23 protein-coding genes are annotated in these 26,338 nt (G+C 44.8%); 6 read left to right on the plus strand and 17 right to left on the minus strand.

Annotated features, from left to right (window positions below):
- Positions 1 to 7: 7 nt before the first annotated feature.
- Positions 8 to 1,171, plus strand: coding sequence for a MalY/PatB family protein (locus AB8P72_RS00050; protein ID WP_227678307.1), 1,164 nt, complete (start codon positions 8 to 10; stop codon positions 1,169 to 1,171).
- 79 nt (positions 1,172 to 1,250) lie between these two features.
- Here the strand turns inward: AB8P72_RS00050 and AB8P72_RS00055 are convergent, their stop codons facing one another.
- From AB8P72_RS00055 to AB8P72_RS00065, 3 genes are all read right to left on the minus strand, one after another.
- Positions 1,251 to 2,819 carry an FGGY-family carbohydrate kinase gene (locus AB8P72_RS00055; RefSeq protein ID WP_193030388.1) on the minus strand — a complete coding sequence of 523 codons (1,569 nt, stop codon included), beginning with the start codon at positions 2,817 to 2,819 and terminating at the stop codon, positions 1,251 to 1,253.
- Between the two features lie 165 nt (positions 2,820 to 2,984).
- Entirely contained in the window at positions 2,985 to 4,667 is a 1,683-nt protein-coding gene (locus AB8P72_RS00060; RefSeq protein ID WP_289051012.1) for a glycerol-3-phosphate dehydrogenase/oxidase, read from the minus strand.
- Between the two features lie 24 nt (positions 4,668 to 4,691).
- A complete protein-coding gene (locus AB8P72_RS00065) occupies positions 4,692 to 6,434 on the minus strand; it encodes an FAD-binding oxidoreductase (protein ID WP_068405743.1) in 1,743 nt (580 codons plus the stop codon).
- A gap of 403 nt (positions 6,435 to 6,837) precedes the next feature.
- Here AB8P72_RS00065 and guaA point away from each other — a divergent pair, with 403 nt between their 5' ends.
- A complete protein-coding gene (gene guaA / locus AB8P72_RS00070; RefSeq protein WP_068405740.1) occupies positions 6,838 to 8,448 on the plus strand; it encodes a glutamine-hydrolyzing GMP synthase in 1,611 nt (536 codons plus the stop codon).
- Between the two features lie 48 nt (positions 8,449 to 8,496).
- Positions 8,497 to 9,483 carry a lipopolysaccharide assembly protein LapB gene (locus tag AB8P72_RS00075; RefSeq protein ID WP_068405737.1) on the plus strand — a complete coding sequence of 329 codons (987 nt, stop codon included), beginning with the start codon at positions 8,497 to 8,499 and terminating at the stop codon, positions 9,481 to 9,483.
- 75 nt (positions 9,484 to 9,558) lie between these two features.
- Here AB8P72_RS00075 and AB8P72_RS00080 read toward each other — a convergent pair whose 3' ends face one another.
- The 8 genes from AB8P72_RS00080 to AB8P72_RS00115 form a co-directional block, all read right to left on the minus strand.
- A complete protein-coding gene (locus AB8P72_RS00080) occupies positions 9,559 to 10,407 on the minus strand; it encodes an HNH endonuclease signature motif containing protein (RefSeq protein ID WP_068405734.1) in 849 nt (282 codons plus the stop codon).
- A 192-nt stretch (positions 10,408 to 10,599) separates the two neighbouring features.
- A complete protein-coding gene (locus AB8P72_RS00085) occupies positions 10,600 to 11,604 on the minus strand; it encodes a YhdH/YhfP family quinone oxidoreductase (RefSeq protein WP_068405731.1) in 1,005 nt (334 codons plus the stop codon).
- A gap of 53 nt (positions 11,605 to 11,657) precedes the next feature.
- The gene (locus tag AB8P72_RS00090) at positions 11,658 to 12,638 is read right to left on the minus strand and encodes a zinc-binding dehydrogenase (protein ID WP_369957871.1); all 981 of its coding nucleotides are present in this window, start codon (positions 12,636 to 12,638) and stop codon (positions 11,658 to 11,660) included.
- Between the two features lie 266 nt (positions 12,639 to 12,904).
- Entirely contained in the window at positions 12,905 to 13,882 is a 978-nt protein-coding gene (locus tag AB8P72_RS00095; RefSeq protein WP_068405725.1) for a zinc-binding dehydrogenase, read from the minus strand.
- A gap of 158 nt (positions 13,883 to 14,040) precedes the next feature.
- Positions 14,041 to 14,667 carry a GDYXXLXY domain-containing protein gene (locus tag AB8P72_RS00100; protein WP_082894313.1) on the minus strand — a complete coding sequence of 209 codons (627 nt, stop codon included), beginning with the start codon at positions 14,665 to 14,667 and terminating at the stop codon, positions 14,041 to 14,043.
- Positions 14,664 to 15,830, minus strand: a complete 1,167-nt coding sequence (locus tag AB8P72_RS00105) for a DUF4401 domain-containing protein (RefSeq protein WP_289051024.1) — start codon at positions 15,828 to 15,830, stop codon at positions 14,664 to 14,666. Before AB8P72_RS00105 ends, AB8P72_RS00100 begins: the two co-directional genes overlap by 4 nt.
- On the minus strand, positions 15,820 to 16,923 hold the full coding sequence (locus tag AB8P72_RS00110) for a DUF2157 domain-containing protein (protein WP_068405718.1): 1,104 nt from the start codon (positions 16,921 to 16,923) through the stop codon (positions 15,820 to 15,822). Before AB8P72_RS00110 ends, AB8P72_RS00105 begins: the two co-directional genes overlap by 11 nt.
- A gap of 111 nt (positions 16,924 to 17,034) precedes the next feature.
- Entirely contained in the window at positions 17,035 to 17,385 is a 351-nt protein-coding gene (locus AB8P72_RS00115) for a DUF2798 domain-containing protein (protein WP_305935961.1), read from the minus strand.
- A gap of 260 nt (positions 17,386 to 17,645) precedes the next feature.
- Here AB8P72_RS00115 and AB8P72_RS00120 point away from each other — a divergent pair, with 260 nt between their 5' ends.
- Positions 17,646 to 18,311, plus strand: a complete 666-nt coding sequence (locus tag AB8P72_RS00120; protein ID WP_068405765.1) for an aspartate/glutamate racemase family protein — start codon at positions 17,646 to 17,648, stop codon at positions 18,309 to 18,311.
- A 69-nt stretch (positions 18,312 to 18,380) separates the two neighbouring features.
- On the opposite strand, the gene AB8P72_RS00125 is transcribed toward AB8P72_RS00120, so the two are convergent.
- The gene (locus AB8P72_RS00125; RefSeq protein WP_068405715.1) at positions 18,381 to 19,961 is read right to left on the minus strand and encodes an MATE family efflux transporter; all 1,581 of its coding nucleotides are present in this window, start codon (positions 19,959 to 19,961) and stop codon (positions 18,381 to 18,383) included.
- Between the two features lie 167 nt (positions 19,962 to 20,128).
- Between AB8P72_RS00125 and nadR the strand changes: the two genes are divergently transcribed.
- On the plus strand, positions 20,129 to 21,217 hold the full coding sequence (nadR, locus tag AB8P72_RS00130; protein ID WP_289051027.1) for a multifunctional transcriptional regulator/nicotinamide-nucleotide adenylyltransferase/ribosylnicotinamide kinase NadR: 1,089 nt from the start codon (positions 20,129 to 20,131) through the stop codon (positions 21,215 to 21,217).
- 84 nt (positions 21,218 to 21,301) lie between these two features.
- On the plus strand, positions 21,302 to 22,255 hold the full coding sequence (locus AB8P72_RS00135; protein ID WP_305935960.1) for an alpha/beta hydrolase: 954 nt from the start codon (positions 21,302 to 21,304) through the stop codon (positions 22,253 to 22,255).
- 97 nt (positions 22,256 to 22,352) lie between these two features.
- Here the strand turns inward: AB8P72_RS00135 and AB8P72_RS00140 are convergent, their stop codons facing one another.
- From AB8P72_RS00140 to AB8P72_RS00160, 5 genes are all read right to left on the minus strand, one after another.
- On the minus strand, positions 22,353 to 23,396 hold the full coding sequence (locus tag AB8P72_RS00140) for an NAD(P)H-dependent flavin oxidoreductase (protein WP_369957872.1): 1,044 nt from the start codon (positions 23,394 to 23,396) through the stop codon (positions 22,353 to 22,355).
- Between the two features lie 235 nt (positions 23,397 to 23,631).
- Complete coding sequence (locus tag AB8P72_RS00145; RefSeq protein WP_369958302.1) at positions 23,632 to 23,757, minus strand: hypothetical protein; 126 nt, start codon at positions 23,755 to 23,757, stop codon at positions 23,632 to 23,634.
- Positions 23,726 to 24,268: an acyl-CoA thioesterase gene (locus tag AB8P72_RS00150; protein ID WP_144297333.1), complete on the minus strand. Its 543-nt coding sequence runs from the start codon at positions 24,266 to 24,268 to the stop codon at positions 23,726 to 23,728. The genes AB8P72_RS00145 and AB8P72_RS00150 overlap by 32 nt, the downstream gene beginning before the upstream one ends.
- A gap of 68 nt (positions 24,269 to 24,336) precedes the next feature.
- Positions 24,337 to 25,398: a YheT family hydrolase gene (locus tag AB8P72_RS00155; protein WP_200663004.1), complete on the minus strand. Its 1,062-nt coding sequence runs from the start codon at positions 25,396 to 25,398 to the stop codon at positions 24,337 to 24,339.
- 199 nt (positions 25,399 to 25,597) lie between these two features.
- Positions 25,598 to 26,194 (minus strand): YigZ family protein, encoded by a 597-nt coding sequence (locus AB8P72_RS00160; protein WP_305935957.1) that lies wholly within the window; start codon positions 26,192 to 26,194, stop codon positions 25,598 to 25,600.
- Positions 26,195 to 26,338: the final 144 nt, after the last annotated feature.

Raw genomic sequence — 26,338 nt, forward strand, 5'->3', positions numbered from 1 at the left:
AATAGTGGTGCAATACAACTTCGATGAAATAATTGATAGACGTAATACCGGTTCAGTTAAATGGCATTATAGCGATGACACGATTCCGTTATGGGTTGCGGATATGGACTTTAAGACTGCCCAGCCTATCTTAAAGGCGATTGAGCAAGTCGCGCAGCATGGCATATTGGGCTATACCAGACCCACTGCGGCTTTGTATGATTCGATTATTCAGTGGCATAGCAGTCGTTATGGCTTGCTACTCGATAAGCAGAATATCTTGTTTTCGCCGGGCGTTGTGCCAAGCCTCGCACTGATGATGAACGTCTTTACCGGAGCAGGCGATGCGGTACTGGTTAATGACCCTATTTATACGCCTTTTATGACCAAGGTTGAGCAAAACGGTCGCACACTTGTGACATCGCTATTGAAGGAGGTCGATGGTAAGTATCATCTGAATTTAGTCGATATCGAAGCCAAAATTATCGAGCATAAGGTAAAGTTATATTTGTTGTGCAATCCGCACAATCCTGGCGGACGCGTGTGGACGACCGATGAGCTTGAAGCGTTACTGGCACTTTGCAAAAAATATGATGTGGCGATTGTCAGTGATGAGATTCATCAAGATTTAACCTTGAGTGGTTATACCTTTACGCCTTTTTTAAAATTGGCAGAAGCAGCAGGTTACGCGCATAACGTCGTTAGTCTAACCTCAATGACCAAGACCTTTAATATAGCGGGTATTAAAGGCTCGATGATATTTACTAAAGATAATTCATTAATCAAAAAAATAAGTCAGCAGCAGCAGTTAAATGATGAATATGAGCTCAATTTATTTGCTTATGAAGTAATGCGTAGCGCTTATGAAAATGGCGGAGAATGGCTGGAGCAGGCGCTTCATTATATCGAAGCCAATATTGACTTAACCATTGGCTTTTTAGAGCAGTATCTGCCTGACATTAAGATTATGCGCCCAGAAGCCTCGTACTTGATTTGGCTAGATTGTTCGGCTTACGGTGATGATGATCAGGCGCTTTATGACAAGCTGCGAGAGGCGAAAGTTGAGCTTAATGCAGGGATTAAATATGGCGCGGAGGGGCATCTGAAAATGCGCCTGAATGTTGCTTGTCCTAAATCGCTATTGATAGAGGGATTAAATCGTGTTCATAGCGCTTTAAATAGCACTCCTTAAACAATAATGACGGTTAACCAGTTACGAAAGTCAAAATGCCTTATTTGTATTAAGACTAGCCTGACGCAGACATTTTATATTATTTGGCGGGATATCCTGTGATGTCTTGGATACTTTGATATAACGGTTTTAAGCGCTCATACATTTTTAGATAAACTTCATTATAAAGGCGTTTGTAGAGTTGGACATTGGCCTCAATAGGGATGAACTCATCGCCCAAATGAGTCATTGCCTCAGTTGCGGCTGCATGGTCAGGGTAGACGCCGAGTCCAACTGCGCAGTTGATGGCAGCGCCTAAGCCTGACGCTTCATAAGTATGCGGTCGATAAGCGGGCATGCCAAATATATCGGCAGTAAGCTGCATCGCTGAGTCACTCTGCGAGCCGCCACCCGAGACCCGGAGGTTTTTGATAGTTTTACTCGTACGTTTTTCAATGGTATCAAAGCCCAGTTTCAGCTCGTAAGCCAGCCCCTCTAAGATAGCGCGATAAACGTGCGCCCGCGTATGCACATCACCAAAACCAATGAGCGCGCCTTTGCCCTCAAGTCCCGGATGACGGACGCCAGGTGACCAATACGGCTGCATCATCAGCCCCATACAACCGGCTGGAATATCTTTAACTGCTTGATCGAGGAGTTTTTCGGTATCGATGCCTTGGGTTTTCGCAAGTTGTTCTTCATAGTGAGCAAATTGCTCTTTAAACCAGCTGACCATCCAAAAGCCGCGATAAATCATGTACTCATGATTGTAGTAGTTTGGCGCGGCTGCGGTGTAGGCGGGCATATGCTTAAGGATTTCGACGTAATTGCTCGAGGTGGTATTGATAGTCGCAGTAGTGCCAAAGCTTAAGCAGGCAGTGTCAGCAGCGAGACCTGCCGACCCCAACGCTTCGCACGCTTTATCGCTAGCGGCAGCAATCATCGGCGTACCTTCTAAAATCCCTGTGGCTTTAGCCGCTTTGGCGCTAATATGACCAAGTGGCTGACCTGGCGGAACAATCTTAGGCATTTGCTCAGGTCGACAGCTAAAGAAGCGCCATTTAAGATCTTTAGGTTTCAGCCATGTTTGCGCTTTATAATCGTAAGGCAGATAGCCTAGGGCATGGCCGTTGGAATCGGCTAATTCGCCTGTCAGCTGATAAGTAAGATACGCAGATAGATTGACGTAATGGGCGGTCTTTGCCCACATCTCTGGCTCATGGTATGCAAGCCAATTACAGCGGGCTTTTTGCTGTGCCTCTTGTACCAATTCGCCCATGCCAATAATTTTGGTTAGTGGGCTTAAAAAACCAATATCGTTGGTTTCGCCGCGGCGTAAATCCATCCATACAATAGTTGGGCGCAGTGGCTGCATATCTTTATCCAGACATATCATGGTATAGCGCTGGGTGGCGAGACTAACGCCCGCGATTTGCTCAGGTTTAATATCGCAGCTTTGCCACAATTGCTGACAAGATTCGCTTAGCTTTTGCCAATAATAGTCAGCGTGCTGCTCAGCAAAATTGGGCTCAGTAGAGAAATAAGGCTCGATAGGAACGCGCGCTTTAACAATCTCAGTGCCAAATTGGTCAAAGATAAGTGCTCTGACGCTTTGGGTGCCATTATCGATGGCTAAGAAGTAAATAGGTGCATCAAAAGTAGTGGTCATAGTCGTCCTTAACTATGTAAAAATAGATAGGTAGCGCAAAATAAAAACACACTATGATTATCGCTTGCTACTGATGTAAATTTTCCGCAGCCTCTGTCTACGCAGGCACAGCGAGCAAGAAAAAGTTATACCAGTAGCAATGGCTATTAATATAATAGAAAAGCGCTAAGCCGCAGGCAAATGATAATAGCGTTGCCATAAATTTTGATAGCGCTGGGCTTCTTGCTGCCATTTTTGCTCATTCCAGCCGAGCTCTTGCTGACATATCTGCTTCAGTCTAGCGCTAATTAACGGCGTCATTGCCCCATTCGGTAGGATTAAACCCAAGCGCGTACGCCGCAGTAATAAATCATCTAAATGCATGACTTGCTCATGGCGCGCGGCAAAACGGATCTCTGCCCAAATGGTATTGCTGTCGGTGACATAAGCCAAATCATCTTCATGCGCAAGCTCAAGTAAAGTATCAAGCTGGCGACCGTAAAACCCTTGTAAGCGTTGTTGTAGAGCTTTTGGTAAAGTAAAAAATTTAGGATTGGTTGGCGCGGTATTGCTAAAAACGTGATCATCATTTAAGGTTTGCTTTTGAATGACAGACTTATCAAGGGTGAGCACTTCTTGACACTTTTCAAGGACATCTAAAGCAATAAGGCGAAAGGTTGTTAGCTTGCCGCCGCTAACGGTGACGAGGTTATTGTCGAGCCACACGCTGTGGTCGCGCTTTTCTTTACTGGGGCTGACGCGTTTGCCATCGCCGCCTTCTGATATCAGCGGACGCACACCTGCCCACGTACTGATGACATCTTTTCGGTTAAGCTTGACATCATTAAACAGTTCGTTAGTCGCCGTTAATAGATAATCGACCTCTTCATTCGTGATGCCGACCTCGCTATCGTCCAAAGGTGGATGATCCAAATCAGTGGTGCCAAGTACCGTACGATTTTCCCACGGAAAGACAAATACCGCTCTTTTATCGACAGGATGCAAAAAGGTATAGGCTTGCTCGATCGGCAAACGCTCTTTGCTCACGACCAAATGACTGCCGCGTGACGGACGGATTTGCTTATGGAAGCTTTGTTCGGTTTGCTTACTGGCTTGCATCCGTAAAGTATCCGCCCAAGCACCAGTCGCGCTGACCACCACTTTGGCGTAAACATTGTAACTTTCAGCATTGCTTTGAACATTATTTTGAGCATTGTCCTCAGAAGAAGTGTCTTTGAGCGTTGCGCCTACTACCAAGCCTTGTTCATTGGTAATCAACGTTTCGGCTTTTAGGTAATTAATCGCCTGCGCACCGTCGTGAATCGCCTCAGCAAGGACGCGCATCACCAGCCGCGAGTCATCGGTCACCGCATCGCTAAATTGACTGGCACCTAAAAACTTGTCTTGTTTGATATTTGGGTTCAGGCTAAGAAAAGCATCTTTTTTAAAGTACTTAGAGTAGCGCTTGCCCGCCAGTCCATCGTAAACGCGTAATAAAGTATTAAATATCCATGGCGGCGGAAACTTGCCTTTATAATGCGGCATGATGTAGTGCATTTCATTGACTAGGCCGCTTGCTTCACTGAGCATACGCTCACGCTCGCGCACGCTAAGCAAGGTGGTTTTATAATCACCCGAGGCAATGTAACGTAACCCACCATGTACCATTTTACTCGAGCGGCTTGATGTACCCCAAGCAAAGTCTTTTTGCTCAATAAGTAAAACTTTAAGGTCGCGCCGTGCCGCTTCGCGCGCAATCCCAGCACCGGTGATACCGCCACCGATAATCAGCATATCCCAAGGTTCTGCTTGAGACGAGCCACAAGATAAAGGCGCTAATGCTTGTTGCCGTTGCTTGGTTTGAGTCATATCTCACTCTTCTTAATTTGTTTATTACTTCTCAAGCAATACACCCGGGTTCATACGCTGTTCAGGGTCTAAGCTTTTGAGCATATCATGGGTTACTTGCATGCCAAGCTTGCCTTTTTCGGCGGCAAGGTATGGCGCATGATCACGGCCAACGCCGTGTTGATGCGAGATGGTCGCTTTACCATTAGCAAGGCTAACACTGGCAGCATGTTTGATTTTTTGCCAGCGGCTTAAGGTAGTCGCATGGTCTTTTGCCGCGCGAAAAAAGTAGGTGGTATAAAGGCTCGCACCTTGCTTATAGACGTGTGAGATATGAGTAAAGGCCATAACCGCCTCATTTTCATCTGCCAAGGCGTTTTGCACCGCTTCTTGCATCTGCTGCATCTGCTCGTCGATATTATTCCAATTGGTCGCGGTCTCAAAGGTATCGACCATGATGCCTTTGTCCCATAAAGTGCCACGCAAATAAGGGAATTTAAAGCGCCCATGCGTCCAAACACTGCCCATGATATCAGTGATTTTACCCGTGACACTACCGTGCTGCTTTAACAGCTTATTAAACTGTGTCAGCGCCAATTTATTCTGCGCTTTATCGCCTGATACGCCGTAAGTGAGCATAACCTTATCTGAGCTTAGTCCACGGGCTTTTAGATAGGTGCTAATGGCTAAAAATTGACTCGGTGACGTGCCTAAATGCAGATGCGCATCAGTTTCGACGGCATTACTGAGACGTAACATAGATAAGCGAACATTTTTTTGCACCGCTTGTCTAAGCACTTCTTTACCTGCTTCCCAATTAGGCAGGAAAGCCACTTTAAACAGTTCTTCCTCAGGCTGCGGTTGTACACGCATTTTGACTGTCGTAAAAATACCAGCACGACCCTCAGTGCCCATCATCATCTCACGCAAATCAGGTCCTGCTGATGACGCTGGAATATCGGCGATATTGAGCACACCTTGCGGAGTGACTAATGTACCACCGGCAAATAGCTGCTCGATGCGTCCGTAGCCCAATGACTGCTGACCGCTAGAGCGCGCGGCAATCCAACCACCAAGCGTTGATAGCTCCCAAGACTGCGGATAATGTCCTAGGCGGTAACCGTGCGCGTCCAATTGCGCTTCGACAGCTGGCCCTTGTGTGCCCGCGCCAAAGGTTGCGATTTGGCTCTCAAAATCTAAGTCAAGCAGCTGATCCATCTTGCTCATGGCGATGGTAAGGACTGGACGTGAACCCTTTTGTGGGTTGATATGTCCAACGACTGAGGTGCCGCCACCAAAAGGAATGACAATTAAGTCATGCTCATTGGCGAGCGTTAATAAAGTCTCGACATCAGCGGTCGATTCAGGAAAAGCGACTCCATCAGGAAATACTTCAAAGTCGCCGCCATGCATCGCTATCCAATCAGGGAAGCTTTGACCGCGCGCATGTCTGAGCCTCACTTCTTTATCAGTTGAGACGATATTAAGGTCGGTGAGCGCAGCAGGCAGGCGTGATTTTGGTACGGTTTTGAGTACCTGTTGTAAGCTCACAGAGGACAGTTTTTTGGTTTTACCGATATGTGATTTTATTAATTTTGCACCATGCGGCGAGACAGTTTTATTGATACTGACATTGCCCCAACCGTTCCAGCGCGTCTGCTCAATAGGCGTATTGGCAGTCGAATTAGTAGCCGTATTATTTTTTTGGATAGGTTCTAAATTATTATCAGTGTTTTTGGTAGCAGGAAAGTTGGTGGTTTTACGAATAAGAGATTTGATTATGCTCATAGGGACATACCTGTCGATTCGTTATCACAGTTTTTATACTAAAGGATTCGGTTGAAGCTGACTCAGTTTTTCTACTCAGCATAGATGAATGATTAGGCTCAGGGTTATCGTAAAAATCATACGATATTAAGCGCTTATGCCAATCACCAATCCTAAAGCAAACATATTTATCGTTTGAGCATAGCACAATATAAACAAATATTTCATATAGACTCGTCTTTTGTATAATAAAAATTTATGACTTTTATTTAGTAGCGGCATTATTGGGGTTCGCGTTGGCGTATTATTCTTATCAAGGCGTAATATCTCGCAAAAATCGTCAATAATTCACCATCTAATAGCCATTAATAGGCGCAAACTTGTTAAAATAGGGCACTAATTTTTTCTTGATGGACATCGATTTATGACCACTGCCGCTGCTATCCCTACTATCAAAGAAGATCGTATTCTTATTCTTGATTTTGGCTCGCAATATAGCCAACTGATTGCTCGCCGTGTACGCGACTCTGGCGTTTTTTGTGAGATGTTCCCTTATGATATCGACACCCAGCGCATCACGGACTTTGGCGCAAAAGGTGTCATCCTATCGGGCGGCCCTGAGAGCGTGCATGCGGAAAATAGCCCGCGTATCAATGACGCCGTGTTTGAGCTTGGTGTGCCAGTATTGGGCATTTGCTACGGTATGCAGGCAATGGCGGATCGTTTCGGCGGTAAAGTTCATGCCAGCGATATCCATGAATTTGGTGCCGCGACCATCAATGTCGATGGTCATTCAAAATTAACCGAAGGTATCGAAGACCACGTCAGTGAAGACAACGCGACCACGCTAAACGTTTGGATGAGTCATGGTGATAAAGTGATCGAAGCGCCGCAAGGCTTTGATATTATCGCCAGTACGCCGAGCTGTCCGATTGCCATTATGGCCAATGACGACAAGCAGTACTATGGTCTACAGTTCCACCCTGAAGTGACGCATACTTTACAAGGTCAAGCGTTATTGGGTCGTTTTGTCCATCAGGTTTGCGACTGCGCCGGCGATTGGACGCCTGACAATATTATCGATATGCGCGTGGCACAGCTCAAAGAGCAAATCGGTGACAAACAAGTATTGCTCGGTTTATCCGGCGGTGTCGATAGCTCAGTGGTTGCCGCGCTATTGCATAAAGCCATTGGCGATCAGCTGACCTGTGTGTTCGTTGATAATGGTCTCTTGCGTTTGCACGAAGGCGATCAGGTGATGCAAGTGTTCGCTGAAAACATGGGTGTCAAAGTCATCCGTGTCGATGCCGAAGATTTATTCTTAAACGCCTTAGCAGGCGAGTCTGATCCCGAAGCCAAACGTAAAATCATCGGCAAAACCTTTATCGATGTGTTCGCCAATAGCGCCCGTGAAATCAGCGCGCAAAGCGATGGCAAAGTCATTGAATTTTTGGCACAAGGGACGATTTACCCTGACGTTATCGAATCAGCAAAATCGCATCAAGGCAAAGCGCATGTCATTAAGAGCCATCATAACGTTGGCGGTCTGCCAGACGATTTGGCGTTTGAGTTGGTCGAGCCATTACGCGATTTGTTTAAAGATGAAGTGCGTAAACTTGGTATCACCCTTGGCCTACCAGAGAAAATGATCTACCGTCATCCGTTCCCAGGTCCGGGTTTGGGCGTGCGTATCCTTGGCGAAGTCAAAAAGGAATATGCCGATATCCTGCGCCTTGCCGATGCCATCTTTATGCAAGAGCTGGAGCGCTCAGGCTGGTATGACAAGACTGCGCAAGCATTTGCGGTATTCCAACCGATTAAATCAGTCGGCGTGGTCGGTGATGGTCGCCGCTATGCGTGGGTGATCGCGCTACGTGCCGTTGAGACCGTAGACTTTATGACGGCTCGCTTTGCGCATCTGCCGTATGATTTGATTGAGACGGTATCGAACCGCATCATGAATGAAATCGCGGAAGTATCTCGCGTGACTTATGATGTGTCGAGTAAGCCGCCGGCGACGATTGAGTGGGAATAATTATTCATACGCTATGATTGTAATATCAACGCAAAGGAGTGATGGACTATGAAACTGGTTCATGTGGGACAAAACGAGTGGATGTTTGAAGATGACGTTAGCGATAAGTTGGCTGACAATAGATCAAATGCGCTTGGCGCTGGTAGAGCGCTTAATCTTAAAATAAAAGCCTTTGTAGATGCCGAGGTAAAAAGAGGTCGTGATATCAACGATATTATGAATGAAGTCATGACCAAATTTCAGCATGAAATTGTGCAAGACTTTGATGAGCAGCCGCCAACCTCATTCCAAGTGATACAGATGACGCTGGAGAAAGAAGGTTATGAAGTGGCTCGTGATATTGCTCAGTTTTTAGTATTAGAGAATATGAATGACCCTGATGCTTACTTTAACTTAGCATTTTTGTGTGAGCAGCATGACGACAGCTTTTTAGCACTATTGAGTAGCCGCGAATGTATGCGCCTATACTTAGAGTATTTCCCCAAAAACTTTAATTGGCAAAAAAGTAAGCTGCCATGGGGCATCATGGAGAACCGTCCCTTTTTGCGAGCGCTGTTTCAGCTGGCAAATGTCTATGCTGACAATATGAGCTTTGATGAAGCCTGCGAGCAGGGAGAAAGGCTGCTACAAGTTTGCCCTAATGATAACCTAGGTATGCGTGAAGCGCTGATAGAATGGTACATGTTTACCGAAGAGTATCAGAAAATAATTCGAATTTGCGGCAACTATCCAGAGGATATGCTTGCAAATATCGCTTTCGGTAAGGTGCTGGCTTACTGTTATCAAGATAAATTAGATAAGGCTGAAAAAGAGTGGGATATCGCAAAAGATAACTTGCCTGAAGTGGCGCATGAAATTCTTAAAAAGCGTCATCCTAGACCACGCGGTATGGGTATCAATAGTTATGGTATCGAAATTGGTGGTAAAGAGCAGGCTTATCTCTACTGGCAAGATATGGGCGATTGGTGGGAAGAAAATACTACTGCTCAAACCCTGATTGAGAAAAAACGTGCTGAGAAAAAGAAGAAAAAATAATTTGATTTAGCGGCACTTCTCTTTAGTTAAAACACTCAACTTGGTTGGGTGTTTTTTGTTTTAAACATAAAAGTTTTACTCGATAAGTTTTGCTTCGATAGCAGCAACTTTGTTTATTAACTGATTATTAAATTCTAAACAGTCTAAAGAGTAGTGAGCTTTTCGATGACAGGTAGGACATAACGCAATAATGTTTTGAGGTAAGTCCGCACCACCATCTGCCAACCTAGTTAGATGATGGATTTCGAGATAAGGTCCAGATTTAGTTTCAAATGGAGCTGTCTCATTACATCCCTCGCATATACCATTAGCTCTTTTTTTGGCATATAGCTTAATGGCTGTACTACGGTTTTGAATAGATTGAATTTTTTCTTTAGTGCTTGCGTGGGTTGGTGTTGAACTTAAGGCAATCTCTCGTAATTGCTGTAATGACTTACCTTTACTAGGCTTAGTGATATAAACGGCTTTAGGGGCTTCAACTACTTTAGGGGACAGAGTTTGAGCTATATCAGTATTTTTAGTATTAACTATATCTAGATGAAAAACGATAGCGTCACGAAGCTCGCCATTTCTATCTGGTCGTTCTGCAATATGATGAAAAACGTAATTACAATACCCTAAAAACCGTACAAAGCCTCGTGATGTTGATTCGAAAAGTAGAATTTCTTTATTGTTTTTTTGATGGTCATGAATTGCCAAATTACCTTTGGTCATTCTCATGTCGCCTTCTTGGCCTTCACCCGTATATTTAAAGGTGCCGTTAGGGTCAAAATCATCAATATAGCCATATTCGCCGCCAGCATCGCCGGTAAAAATAAATATATATGGATGCTCGGCTGGCGTTGCTATGCCACCATATTGTTGCCCTTTATATATACTGTGTATATCAGAACGACGGTTATAGATTTTTCCTATTTCAAACACTATGGCTTCCTTATTTTCTTATTAAGCTAATAGAGTTTACTATAGTTGATAAGTGTTTTTATGGTTCTTGCATTAAATCGCAATTTTTGGAGTTTATAAAATTCTATTATAAGATTTAAAAAAATAGCGGTGCTCTCCAAAGTGAAGAACACCGCCACTGCTTATAAAATTTAGCTGTTAACAATCTAAGCTTTAACCCCGCACATTCACCACATAACGCCCAACCGTCTGACTAGCCATAAAGCGATCTAAGTATTCCGGCGTTTGCTCAAGCGTAATCTCTTCGCAATAATTCTCTAAATTAGGCAACTTCATATCAGTACTGACGCGCTGCCAAATGGCTTTTTTATCAGCTAGGGGAATATAGACCGAATCGATACCGAGTAGGGACACCGCGCGAGTGATAAACGGCAATACCGTCATCGTAAATTCAGCGCCGCTCGCCAAGCCGCAAGAGGTCACTGCGCCGCCCGCTTTGGTTTGCTTTAGTAGGTTTGCCAGATAGTCGCCGCCGATGGTGTCAATAGCATTTGCCCATAGCTCGCGACCGACAGGTTTATCGCCGATCTCATTGATGCTATCGCGATGACGGACTTCGCTTGCGCCAAGCGCTTTTAGATAGTCGCTTTGCTCAGGCTTTCCAGAGAAGGCGATGACCTCATAGCCAAGCTGACTTAATATAGCGATGCTGATACTACCGACGCCGCCCGTTGCACCCGTCACCGCGACTGGACCGTCTTCCGGTTTTGCGCCCATTTTCTCAAGCTTTTGCACACTTAACGCTGCGGTTAAACCGCCCGTACCATAGATCATGGCTTCTTTTAGCGTGAGCGAAGACGGACATTCGACCGCCCAATCGGCAGGGATAGATATCATCTGAGCGAGACCGCCATCGGTATCCATGCCCAAATCATAGCCAAAGACTACGACTTCTTGACCCTCCGTAAAGGTTCCAGACTTATCACTGACCACCACACCAGCGGCATCAATACCGGGTGTGTGCGGGTAGTGTTTGGTGATTCTTTTGTTGCCGGATGCTGACATAGCATCTTTGAAGTTTAATGATGAATAATGGACTTCGATTAATAAATCATTGTCAGGCAAGTCGCTGACACTGCGCTGCTCAATGCTTTTTTTAAATTCACCGTTGCTAGTCTCGTGAACCACTAAGGCTTTAAAGGTTTTGTTATTCGACATTGTCTGAATCCTTTTTTATTGCTTTTATAGTAAATGCTCTTTGCAAAAGCAGCTTAAGGCTTAATCAATATCTTACCTTTTTTCTCTGACTGGACGTCTTCTGAAACCGCTTTTTGAATATCGTCTAAATCATAGATGCCGCCAGTAGGGAGTTTTAGGATACCGCTTGAGGCACGCTCAATCAGCTCTTTAATTAAACGCTGCTTATCATCGGCGCTGATTTCTTGCATCAAATCGCTTGCCCAAAAACCTTTAACTTTAGTCAAATTGAAAATCAGATTGCTCGGGTTTAGCATCAGCGGTTCGCCAGACACCGACCCCAATGATGCCATTGCGCCATGCTTACCGAGTAGTGACAGCAGCTCACCGCCTGATTTGCCGCCGACCGCATCGACCGCGCCGCTTATTTTGGCGTCACCAACGATTTTTTGTACTTGCTCTTTCCAGTCGTCATCATCGGTCACGATGTTATTTTCAGTGATACCAAGCTCGATAAGCTCTTGTTCTGACTCTTTACTGCGTACCAAGTTAATCGTATTGATATGACGCTCAGGCGCTAGCATCGCCATCGATTCACCGACCGCACCATTGGCGGCATTTTGGATAAGCCATTGACCGGGCTTAATATTTAAAAATTCAATCAATAGCAGTGCACTCATCGGCATGGCAATTAACTGGGCGGCCATTTCATCATCGATGGCATCTGGAATAGGGATAATGCTTTTTGCCGGCGCGATAAAATATTCCGCCCAAGTTCCTGATACGCCAGACACGACGACACGCTGACCTTGTTTAAAACCTTTGACGTCTTTACCTAACGTATAAATCGTACCAACCGCCTCAGAGCCACCAGTGGCAGGCAAATCAGGTTTATGACCGTATTCGCCTTTTATGGTCACGATGTCGTGATTGTGAATAGAGGACAGGATGGTCTTGATACGGACTTCGTTGTTTTTGGGTTCTGGGGTAGGGCTGTCGGTGATACTCAGTACTTCTGAAGGTTTGCCAAATTCGTTATAAGTAGCGCTACGCATGATGATTTCCTTTATTATTTTAATTCAATGTTTTAATTTTTAAGCGACGTCAGTAGATAATTGCCCATCAACCTTAACAAGCGGGTCTTGCAAGCCGCAACCTGACTTTGGTAAAGGAACGTTGTTGCTATTTATCAGGATATTGCGCGGTAGGCTATAAGAGATAGGTTATAAAAAGTCGCCATAAAAAATGGCAGCGCTCTTAATAAAGAACGCTGCCATGGTCAATAAAACGAAGGTTAGTTAAGTTACAAGTTAACGATAGTTTAAGGCTTTAGCAATACCTTACCTTTTTTGCCTGACTGCAATTTGCCATCGACCGCTTTTACGATATCGGCCAAATCAAATACCGCTTCTACAGGCAGTTTTAATTGTCCGTCTACCGCTCTATCGATCAGTTCATTCACTAGGCGCTGTTTATTCTGCACACTCATCTCTTGACTGAGCTTACTGCCCCAAAAGCCTTTCATCACCGCTTGCTTGAAAATCATATGGGTAGGATTGATGACCATAGGTTTGCCCGACATCGCGCCAAAGGCGGCGAAGGTGCCACCATGACCGAGTAACGATAACAAATCGCCGCTATTTTCACCGCCGACTGAATCGACCGCCGCACTGATTTTATCATCACCGATGATCGCTTTGACTTGCTCTTTCCAGTCATCATCTGAGGTGTTGATATTGTTTTTGATACCGAGAGTATCTAACTCTTTTATGGCATCGTCACTTCTTACCAGATTAATGGTTTTGACGCCGCGCGCCGCCGCTAGCATGGCAAGCGATTTACCAACGGCACCGTTGGCGGCGTTATGAATAACCCATTGACCGCTTTCTACTTCTAAGAACTCTAATAGCATCAACGCACTCAGCGGCATGGCAATCAGCTGCGCGGCCATTTTATCTTCTAAACTATCAGGGATAGGAAACACCATATCGGCTGATGCGACAAAATACTCTGCCCACGTTGCTTGCACACTGGCAGCTGCCACGCGTTGCCCGACTTTTAAGTCTTTAACCTCACTACCAACGGCATCGATAATGCCTAAGGCTTCGCTACCACCGATAGCCGGCATTTCAGGTTTAAAGCCGTACTGACCGCGAATGGTAAGTAGGTCATGGTTATGGATGGAGGCGAGAATGGTTTTGACGCGCACCTCATTGGCTTTTGGCTCGGGGATAGGACGGTCGCCGAGGCTCAATACTTCAGTTGGTTTGCCAAAATGATCATAGGTTGCACTACGCATAATAAATCCTTTTTTTAATTTTAAGTTTGTTTCAAATGTTTTTGACGAGCGAATAAATTTGTAGCCATCAACAGTAGCAAACCCAGCTTGCTTGTCGCAATATTACTTTGGTAAAGCAAAGTAGTCAGCGTTAAGTGAGCAGCATTTAGTTGGTTTCATTAATCATTAGCAGTTTGTTCTGTGGTTATTTGTTCTGCATGTGCCTGCTCTGGACTAATAACCTTAAAATCGTCATCTACTAAATTGGTCAGTAGCGGCTCCCCTTTATCATTAATCCGAAATAGCCCATATTCTGCTGCCTCAAATGCTTCGCCATGACCTTCTTGGAAGAAAAAAGCATTGGTCGCAAGCTGCATTACGCCGTTACGGATACGGTAGTGAAGCGCCATCTCATTAGAGGCTAGATTTCTAGGCTGATTAGCCGCTAAGCGCTTAAACTGTCCGACATTATGTTGGTCTAAAGCGACAATGACATAGCCTTGTTCGTTAATAGGATAGCTACCGGGGTCTTTATTTAAGGCGGCAAATACGTCACGCTCTAGCGCATAGCTAAGCGTCATATAGTCGCCCTGCATAAAGCCGCGTGGATCAACGGGTGCAAGCGCTAATAAAACCGTATCGCCAGTCGCGAGATGGTTTTCGTATTTAATAATATTCCTCGTCATCACCACCAATACCAGCGCCAATCCAAGAAGGGCAATAATAATCGTGACAGCCGGTTTTCGTAGCCAATGGGTCTTTGATGTGCCCTTAAGCAAGCGCTTGGTCAAAATTTTATCATTCATGACAGCCGCTCCTGATTGTCGTTAGCGCTTGGTTTTATCTTCGTAAAATAGCTTTTGATAAGCAGCCAGCGCAGCAACAATAGCGCGATTCCAATAACAAACAGGGAAACGGACTTGACCAATAAAGAAGTATCGAGCTGATAGTAATACCAAAAGATATAACCGACCAAGGCAATAATGCCCAGTCCTAATAGCACGCGTTGGCTATTAGCAGTAGCAATGATAATAATCAAACTGGTGGCCAATAAGCCTGAGACATAAATAGACATGATCCCAAGTAATACAATCGCAGCGCTAATGAGTAGTCCTGCTGTTGATAATAATTTGCTGTGATAGCGCTTTAAAATGAGATAAGCAGCATAAAGACTGGCAAGCGTTAATAGCCCTTGGGCCAGGTAGTAGTTATAGCTAAAGGCTTTTCCATCACTATCAAAGCTATTGCCATATTCCGCAGCGATAAAATAGACGGAAATGCTGAGCAAGACATAGGCGCTCGCATAGCCCATAGCACTCATGATTTCTAACGCATTCATTCGCCATTTTCTCGGGATAAATACAGCGAGTGTATAACGCTGTAAATGAGTCACGCTGGTTATCAAAGCCAATAATCCTAAGCTGACTTCGGATAAGTGATAGTAATTTAACAGGTAAAGTAGGCAGACTAAAGCCAAGGTTGCGCTCAATAAACGATAGACAAAATTGGGAATGACAACCGTCATCAACAGTTGTACAAGGAACAATAGTACTATACTGAGCGGCTCTGTAATCTCACTCGCTAGTAAAGCATAGGCGATATAACCTTGACCTGCTAGAGTAACTGCAAAGGCTAAACTGTTCCAAAAAGCGCTATGGCGCAAGCGGGCGTTATAAAATAAGAATCCGCCACTAACGCTTAATATCGCGCCAATAATAAATAGCGCTAGCGTACTATCAAGCAAGCCGGTGTTGTCTAAAATTAAGGTCAAAAACCCGATAAAAAATAAACTGGCAAATACGCCACTAAAACCAAAAAGCAAACTGATAAACCACGGGCTAGGCGCTGCAGCTGCATTATTTAAAAGCTTATCATTGACGTTTTGTGCGTCGATGAATCCCTGCTGTTGTAATAGCAAAATCTCGGGCTGTTGCTTGTTATGGTTGATATTATTCAGCTCATTGTTCATCACTGTCTCCCTTAATAATAGAAGAGATAGTGTCATCATTGTTGATATAAGCAACTTTGCGCAGCCACACAACTGCCGCAGAGCTCATGCCAACAAGTAGCAAGGCTAATAGTAGAAATCCACCCCCCTCAAAATCATCTAACAGCCATTTGCCGACCCGAAACATCACCACAATAATGATAGAAAACGACAAATAGGTCAGCATCAGTAAATCAAGACGGCGCTGATAAAACTGCCAAAGCATAAAGCCGCACCAGCCTAACCATACTATGGTAGCGATAAGCGTCGCCCAGATATTGCCATTATCAAAGACCGTGACAATCGCCAGATACGTCATAAAAAACGTGCTTAATAAACCGACGACATAAGTGCTCCAATGCAAGCTGGAATTGGTTTGAGCGCTGTTTATTTGAGCAGTGGATTTTTTAACGTTAATGCGATGAAACAGATAGGGAGTAGAAGAGGAAGTTTTATTATCGAAACCAATCAGCCAACTATAAAAGGCAATAAAATTAAATAGTGCAAGGATGGCTACTTGAGAGACGTTTTGCAGGCTATATTTAATAAATTGTAGATTTGCGACATCTAAATAGAGTAGCAAAAATGCATTGATTAGCCCTAACCAAAGCAGCCAGAGCGCAGGGAAACGGGCGATAACTACCCAAGGTGTAATCAGTATCGCCCAAGCAAAGAAAAGCTGCCACGTATCAGCGCCTGTTTGATAGACCTGCCCAAATAGCGCCAATAAGCTACCGGTAATAATACTAGCGATAAGTAATAATAACTGCCGAATCAGTTGAAATTGTCGCCTAAAAGACAGTGCTACATAAAGCGCAATAGTGATCGTCAGCGCTCCTTCAACTAAAGCGAATTTGCCTATTTTGCCCAAGTTTTGCCAGTTATAAGCGATAAAAAACACTAGGGATAAGACCAGTGCTACCGCGCCAATAATCAGCAGCGCCTTATCAAAAAAGTCTAGCCACCTGCGTTTACTCGGATAGACTTCTAGATGCGTTGCTGCTGCCTCGGCATTTTTAAGAGAGAGGATATCTTGCTGCAGTAACTGCTCAATAGTACGCCGTGCGTGGCTCATAGTCGCCTCTGATTAAAAACGGTTTTTAGCCTATCTTAGCTGTTTTTACGCTGGCATAATGTACTAAAGTTTATAAATTACTAAATTTTATGATTTATTAACTTTTATGTTTTAATAAAACTCAATCCTACTCAGCAGGTGCTCTTGGATTAAATAGGCGCAAATATAGGCGCTCGGCCAAGCGACCATAAAGGCATATTTCCACGAATTAAACAGCGTGATAAAAAAGCCTTCGACAAATCCTACATTGATCAGTAGCAGGGCCGTCGAGATAATCGTCGACATCATCAGCGCCATTAAAAAGGTGAAAATCAGCCGATAGTATTTGCGCCGCGTGCGTATTCTGACGGTCGGGAAGTTTGCCATAATGTTCTGTTGTCCTGCTTGATGAGAGCCACGTTTCACTGCTGCTGTAAACGTGATATTTTGCGATGAGAGAGGATGAGATAAAGCATTGTTCATGCTTAGCGGCGACTATGATAACGCGTGATGACTGCGAGGTAAAATGGTTATTATCAATCATCAAGTCCGCCTTATTATATTGTTATCATTCAGTTTTAATAATTTGTCGCCATTCATGTTGATGAAGTAAACTTAGCACTATCCAAAACAACTCTATGAGGATAAAAATGTCTGCCAATCCAAGTAATTTAGCGCAGAACGTAGAAAAACATTTATCCAAAAACTCATGTAAACAAAGGACGCTTGGCATCATCGGCGGCATGAGTTGGGAGAGTACCGAAAGCTATTATCGACTGATAAATGAGGGTGTCAAAGCTAGACTTGGCAATTTGCATTCAGCAGATTTACTGATTCATAGCGTGGACTTTGCACCGATTGAGGCGCTGCAAGCACAAGGCGCATGGGATGAAATGGGTAAAGTATTGGCCAATAGCGGCAAACGTCTGCAAGCGGCTGGCGCGCAAGGTTTGCTTATCGCGACTAATACCATGCATAAAGTCGTCGATGACGTTCAAGCCGCTACCAACTTACCGATTATTCATATTGCTGATGTCACCGCTGCGGCGATTAAGGAGCAAGGGCTAACCAAAGTTGCGCTACTTGGTACACAGTTCACCATGACAGAGAATTTTTATAAACAGCGTTTGATAGATGCAGGCTTGCAAGTGTTAATACCAGAGACAGGCACACGGGTAGAGGTACATCGCATTATTTATGAGGAGCTGTGTCAAGGTCAGCTACTTGATAGCTCACGCCAGTATTATCAGCAAGTGATTGAAGGCTTAGCGGATAAAGGCGCAAAGGGCGTCATTTTGGGCTGTACCGAAATTGGATTGCTGATTCAGCAAGCAGACAGCCCCATTCCCGTATTTGATACCACTGCAATTCATGCAGCAGCAGCGGTGGATTTTTTATTAAGTTCTTGATTTTAAGGTTAGTGATTTTAAAATAGTTAATTTTAAAACGGTTGAACTTAAACCCATTGCATTGACTACCTATAAACCGCGCGAGGAACGTTTATGTTTTCTTCTCATACGGTGTTTTTGCAGGCGTTTTTGTAGTCGACGACGCAGCCTTGTAATACGGCGTAAAGGCGAGAGTTTCCACACTGTGGTCGGTAAAATATCACGAAACGAGGCACTGGTGCCGGTATGAGCGCGAAATTCCTCCGACCTTTGCGCTGCTTCTTCGGCGGGCATGTTTTTACCTTTGCGCCAGCCGCCGTATAGATATAATCCTGCGCCCATCAACGCCGTTGCTACCATGCCAGCTGGAAACGATAGCCAAAGCGCATCGGCTCCAAGGAGTGGATAAAGCCCGAACGCAAAGCCAAGGCGCACAGGATACATCGAAATCACCATGACGATAAGCGGCCAAACCACATAACCGTTGGCACGCATGGTGCCAAAGAATACTTGCGCAATGCCAAAAAAGATAAAGCCCCATGTCGCCATCAACTGAATATGGCGCCCAATCGGCACGGCGGCGCTGTCACTACCAAGGAATAGCTCCAAAATAGTCTCATCAAAAATGCTTAGTACCCCAATCATAGCGCCCGTCAATATCACGTTAAAGATAAGCCCCCAGCGCGTGATGCCCGCCACACGGTTCCATTGATTGGCACCGATATTTTGTGCGACCATGGCACTGGCCGCTGCACTGAGCGCCATCGCTGGCATCTGCACATAGGTCCAAAGCTGCTGCGTCGCGCTATAAGCGGCCGTTGTCTGTACGCCCTCGCGGTTAATGAGCGACAGCATTGTGAGCGCTGCTGATGAGATAACAATCATCTGCAGCCCCATCGGCAGACCCTTTGAAAACATCGACTTTAGGATATCTCGGTCTGCGCGTAAAAAACGCAGCTCGGGTAACTTAAGTGTCAGCACAGAACCACGCAAATACATAGTGACAATCATACCAATCAGCGCTAGAGCATTGGCGACAGCAGTTGCAAAAGCCGAGCCAAAGATACCCCATTCAGGAAAGGGGCCGATACCCAAAATCAGCACCGGCGTCAAAATCAGGTCGATAACGACCGAAATAATGATAAACCAAAGCGGCGTGGTAGAGTCGCCCGTTCCGCGTAGTGCCATCATGATCAGCGTAAAAGTTAAAGTGACAGGCATCGCTACAAAAATCATCCGCAGATAGGTCAGCGCAAGCTCTACCGCACTTGCTGGTGTCCCAAGCAGGTTAAGCAGCAGTGGAGCAAATAGCCAGCCGATTGCCGATACCAATATACTGATCGGAATAATACTACCCAGCGCCGTGCCCATGGTTCTTTTCACCATCGTATCATTACGGCGTCCCATAGCTTGACCTATCAAAATAGTCGCCGCCATACCAAAACCGAAAACGAAGGAGATGAGGATAAACATCAAGATGTTGCCGTTTGCCGTCGCAGCCAGCGCCTCTTCCCCTAAAAATCGACCTACCCAGACGGCATTAATCGAGCCGTTCAACGACTGCAAGGCTGATGAGCCAAGGGTTGGCAAGGCAAATAGCAGCATGGTTTTGGCAATTGACCCTTGGGTGAGGTCACGGCTTTTAGCAGTGGAGGTAGTTGTCTTACTCAATGTTTATCCTTTTGCGCCATCCAAATTGGCTATATTTTATGACATAAAAACCCTCATTATAGATGACCTTGTCTGTGCTATCTTGGTTAGACTGGTAACGTTTTTTTATATAATGTATTAATAGGCAGTAGTAGTACTAAAGCTAATCGAGAGTAAACAATGACAATATGAAAAAAGAAACGATAGGTATGTTTGGTGGCAAGTTCTTAATAGTACATAAAGGGCATGTGCATGCGATGCGCAAAGCGGCAGCTATGGTCGATAAGCTTTACCTCATAGTGACTTATAACGTGATGTTTGAACGTGAGGTTTATTTTCATAAAAGTAAAATCGCCCCGATAGCGGTGGAGCAAAGACTGCGTTGGTGGCATGAAATTACTAAAGAGCTGGATAATGTACACGTCTATGCAATAGAAGAAACCAATATTAAGAAAAATGCTGATACTCATATCGATGTTGGTACTAATGCTTATTCCCAAGCTCATGCTAACGCTGAGCCTGACTGGCAAAGCTGCGCTGATAGGATTAAAGCATTAATACGCAAGCCCATTGATTTTATTTTTAGTTCTGAACCAAGTTATAGTGATTACTTCGATGACTTATATCCTAAAACAAAGCATATTGTCATCGACGCCGACCGTAAGCTTTATCCTATATCCGCAAGCCAGCTACGTCGTGACGGCGCGATTGAGTATTGGGATATGTTGCCCGACGCGGTAAAGCCTTGTTTTGTCAAAAGTGTCGTTATCGTTGGTACAGAAAGTACGGGAAAAACTACATTAGCAAAAAATTTAGCCCATCGTTACGACACTTGCTATGTCGAAGAAGCAGGGCGCAAGTTTTATGAGGAAATAAACGCTGAAATTGTCTTGCTTGAAGATTTTCCCCAGATTGCTTATGAACATAAATATCATGAGAGGCAAGCTAGAAAGACGGCAAACAAGGTGTATTTCGTGGATACAGAAGCAATTACGACCCAGTTTTTTTCGATGGCTTATCTGGGCATAAGACAAAGTGTACTTGATGAAATCGCCGAACTACAAGATTATGACTTGTGGTTGTTTTTGGAAACAGATATTGAGTGGGTCGGTGACGGCTTGAGGTCTTTTGGTGAAGTGCAAGTTCGCGATAAAAACAATCAATTTCTAAAATCTTTATTAAATGAGTTTGGGGTGCGCTATCAAATTATCAGCGGCAACTATGATGATAGATACGACAAGGCTACCGATTACATCGATAAATTGTTGACTAAATAAACTAGCCTTTAATAGTCTTATGTTAAGATTGCGATTTAACCGCCTTTAACTTTTTTCTCTAATAACTATAACAAGGATGTTTCGATGCTCTTAAAACGCCTAGCTCTTGCCGCGCTTTTTAGTCTTTCTATAGTCGGTTGTACCACCGCGCCCAATCAATTAGCGGTCAATACCACGCAAAAGATTATTCAATACGAGCGTAATAAGTCTGATTTAGAAATCAAAGCGCTGACATTGGCCTCTGGCGATAAGATGGTCTATGCCGAAAACGGCAACGTGGCTGGCGAGCCGTTATTACTCATTCATGGCTTTGGCGGTAATAAAGATAACTTTACCCGTATCGCGCGTCAGTTAGAAGGTTACCATTTGATCATTCCTGATTTGCTTGGTTTTGGTGAGTCGAGCAAACCGATGAGCGCTGATTATCGCTCGGAGGCGCAAGCGACGCGCTTACATGAGTTGCTGCAAGCCAAAGGCTTAGCGTCCAATATTCATGTCGGCGGCAACTCGATGGGCGGCGCTATCAGTGTAGCTTACGCAACAAAATATCCTAAAGACGTCAAAAGCCTATGGCTCGTCGATAGCGCAGGTTTTTGGTCAGCTGGCATTCCTAAATCATTAGAAGGCGCAACATTAGAGAATAATCCGCTGTTGATTAATAGCAATGAAGACTTCTACAAAATGTATGATTTTGTCATGTATAAGCCGCCATATTTGCCAAAATCGGTCAAAGCGGTGTTTGCCCAAGAACGTATCAAAAATAAAGAGCTGGACGCCAAAATCCTCGAGCAAATCGTCACCGATAATGTCGAAGAGCGCGCCAAAATCATTGCCCAATATAAAATCCCAACGCTCGTCGTTTGGGGTGATAAAGATCAGATCATCAAACCTGAAACGGTCAATCTCATAAAAAAAATCATCCCGCAAGCGCAGGTGATTATGATGCCAGAAATTGGTCATGTACCGATGATCGAGGCGGTGGAACAAACGGCAGACGATTACAAAGCGTTTAGAAGTATAGTAGACGCACAGCGTTAGGAATTGGTTAAAAGTATTTATTTTAAAATAAAAAAGAAACATCAGATGCTCTGGTGTTTCTTTTATTGTCTATAAGATTTTAATGAAGTCGTTTAAGTTATAAATCTTTTACTAGTCGCTCGAGCAATTCAAGCGTACTTTCTTGTCTGACCAACGCGACCCCTTGTCCTGCCCATAAAGACTGATGTTCGGCATTGAGGTTATTTTTCGCATGGGCACGCAAGTTTTTGGTCATGGCATTTAATTGTGGGTAGGGCGGTAACTCATGCGCGCTCTCAAATTGACCAAAATCGCGCAAATAGTCATTTAACAATCCGCGTGCTTGCTTACCTGAAAACAGTCGCGTCAAACGTGTTTCGCTACTGCGCTTACCCAGACTGGCATCGAGTAGCGCTTGTTTATACGTATCATTAATAGCGCATGTATCGGTGGTCAAAAACGCCGTGCCTATTTGCGCCAGCTCAGCGCCAGCGGTTTGCACCGCTTTAATCGCTTGCCCCGTCATAATGCCGCCCGCTGCAATCAAAGGAATATCGGTGCAAGCACGCGTTTGACTAATCAGTGTCAGTAAACCCAATGGATCGCTCGCGCTTTGTGGCAACCAACCACCGCGATGGCCGCCCGCTTCCGAGCCCTGAATACAGACCGCATCGACGCCAATATCTGCCCATGCTTTCGCTTCCAACGGATGATTGGCAGTACCAATGACGCGTGTACCCAAATCCTTTAAACCCTGCACCTGCTCGGCGCTGATAATACCAAAAGTAAAGCTAGCGACAGGCACGGGATTGTCATAAAGGACTTGAAGTTGCTCAGAAAAATTAAATGCGGGACGTTTAGGTAACGCCATATCTATGTTGTTTTTTTTATAATAATCGTTTAACCAAGCAGGAATCTCGCTATCCAAGGTATTAGAATCGTGCTCGGATAACACCATTAAATTGATCATAAAAGGGCGATCAGTCAGTGATTTAAGGGTATTAATATGCTCATTTAAAACCGTTGGCGCCGTCGTCCCGCCTCCCAATGACCCCAGTCCACCAAAATTACTTACTGTCGCTGCCAGCTCAGGCGTGGTTGCTCCTGCCATCGGCGCTTGTACGATAGGGTAGGTTAAATCAAAGGTATTTAGTAAGGTCATGACGGGCGTCCTTGTTATGTTATGAAAAAATTTGCATGACTTACTTTAACAAAGCTGAGGGATACGCGTGTTAGAGAATGTGTATTTAGTTATGCAATAAAAGTAGTGGATTTTTATTATGAAACCAATGTTTTTTAAGATTAGTACTCACTAATTGATAAAAAAAGGTCAGCTTTTTAAATCATCAAGGCGATGACCGAAAAAACTGACCCATTTCTTTAAACTTACTTACTGCTTAATTCAACTGCAAAAACCCTTTGGCATTCATCAATAACCCAACCACGTCATCACCACTGATGACCGTAAGGCGCTTATCGAACAATCGTATCCTAACCCACTGGCGGCCACGGACGGTCGGCATCACTGATAATCCATTCTGCCACGTAACCACTCGGCGCTAGCTCCCAATCTGCTTGATTTAGCGCCGCTAAGACACGCGAGGTTTCGATCACTTTGCCGCCTTCGGTGACGCCAGTTCGCAGTAGGGCAGAGGAGCAAGGCTTGCCTTTGACCCACATCGACTGCTCAATATATATCCAGCGCTCATCGAAGCCGACGATACGAGTTTTCATGGTGACTTTATCGAAGGCGCGAATGCGTTTGCGATATTGGATGGTACTGCCAGCGACCACCAAACCCCAACGCTGTTTTAAGAGCTGTGTACCAAGTCCGCTCCGTACCGCAAAATCGGTACGCCCCATATCAAAAAGGGTCAGCACGCGACCATTATTCATCTCCAAGAAATTATCAATGTCGGTCAGACGACAGCGAAAGCTAATCTCGCTGGTATCTTTAAACGTTAAGGTATTGCCCTTTTTTACTTGTAGCGCGGCGCGAGCGATGGTGCTGGTATAACGAATAAATGGATACATGGCGCAATCTCAAAGAGGTGGAGGTTAAGTAAAAAAAGTAAAGTTTGGCAGAGTGGCAAATGTCATTATCAATGGTTAGACGGCACGCCAATAGACTCAAAATAAGCGCTGACCGTTTCGGGTAACCAGTTGATATCAAATCTTGATTGTTTATAAAGATGCGTCGATTTGTCTTTATCGACGTTATAACGAATAAAGCCCACGTGCCCGCCATGCTCAGTTTCTAAAAGCGTGACAGTATCGGAGACGTCGTTTGGCGTGGCGGTAAACCCAAGGAAAGGGTCGTCTTTAGCGCTGATTAATAATAAAGGTTTGGTTACTTTTATCAAATAAGGCAGCGCCGATGAAGCGTGATAATAATGGTTATTAGAGCGGTAGCCATGACGCGGAGCGGTAAAGATATCATCAAAGTCACTGATACGATTGACGGCTTTGATAGAGTCAATCTCATCTTTAGTAATGTCATTCGCCAAGGCTTTTTTGATAATGGGATTCAGCAGATACGGCGTATAAATACGGTGACTCAAAAAGCTGTGCATACTAAGCGCCGCCGACGACATATCGACAGGTGCTGAAATAACCGCCGCGCCGTCACAGAGTGCTTTGTCGCCATATTCGCCCATATATTTTGCCAGTGCATTACCGCCTAAGGACACACCTACCGCATAGATATGGGCAAAATTTTTGCGCAAGTTCTCAAGCATATGATGCAGCTCGCCGGTGTCACCGGCGTTATAAAAGACGCGACCGCTCGCCGGAATACCGCCGCAGCTACGAAAGTGAGCGACGACAAAGTGCCATCCTTGCGCATGCATCTGATAGGCCAACGCGCGCGCATAATGACTGTCGCTACTGCCTTCCATACCGTGAAACAATACGATTAATGGGGTTTGCTCAAGCTCGCCATTACCTGCTGAGTTTATAAAATCGGCGTCTATAGGATGCGCATCATAAAAGTCATAGGCAATATCGCTTTCATCCAGCGAGTCTTTTTCGACCACGCGGCGGTAAGTCGGCGTTTTAGGGGCAAAAAATTTGGGTAAAATGCTTTGTAAGTGTGGATTGCTTAACCAAAATGGCGGTTTAAATGGGGCAGGGGTAAAGGTTTTATGTGGTTTCGATGTTGGCATAAAGGTTTCTTATTTAATGGTTATATGAATGATCGTTAAAATCGTCTTTAACAATCAATGCCTTATCATACCGACGGCGGTTGCTAAAACCAATGCTTTTCAGTGAACGCTCAGTGAACGTATGGTCACTCAAAGCAATTCATCTAGAACTACCATTAAGAAGAACTAAGAAAAATGGCTCTGCATACATACTTATCAATTATCGCGACTCTAAGACACGCCCATCCATCGCCAGCCGCTCTTTCAAGTGATCGATATCTGCTTCAGCAAGCGTTACGGTCAAGGTCACTTGTTTACTATAAGTCACATCATCAATATGCCCGTCCAAGTCCTCAACCACGTAGCGACACTGCGCTTCGGTGGCAAACTCAGCGATTATTTGTACTTGCGCCATCGGCACGTACGGGAGCAGTACCATTTCATCGACGGCCGCCTGCGCAGAACCTGCATAAGCGCGAGTTAGACCGCCTGCACCGAGTTTGATACCGCCAAAATAACGCACCACGATAATAATGACGTTGCCGATAGATTTATGCTGTAAGACGTTTAATATCGGTCGTCCTGCGGTACCATTTGGTTCGCCATCGTCGTCAAAGCCTGCGCTGGTGGTGTTATTAGGGTCGCCAATGATATACGCCCAGCAGTGATGACGCGCATCGGCATATTGCACGCGTAGCTGTTCCACGTGAAACATAGCTTGCTCGCGCGAGGTTACAGGATAGGCGTAGGCAATAAACTCAGACTTTTTAATGTCTAAGCGCGCGCTGACCGCATGTTTTAGCGTTTGATAACTCATATTTCATCAGGTCTAAGTTGGATATGGTAAACTTACTTAACTTTCACTGCCTGCCGTATTGGGCGCAGTGTTCATTTAATTTTTTATTATAGTACCACTTCTCACTGTTTAAGACAGCGGACAAGCGCGAGAGCCGTGCTTGTA

Source organism: Psychrobacter sp. CLB018 (genome assembly GCF_041222815.1).
Classification (GTDB): Bacteria; Pseudomonadota; Gammaproteobacteria; order Pseudomonadales; family Moraxellaceae; genus Psychrobacter; species Psychrobacter faecalis.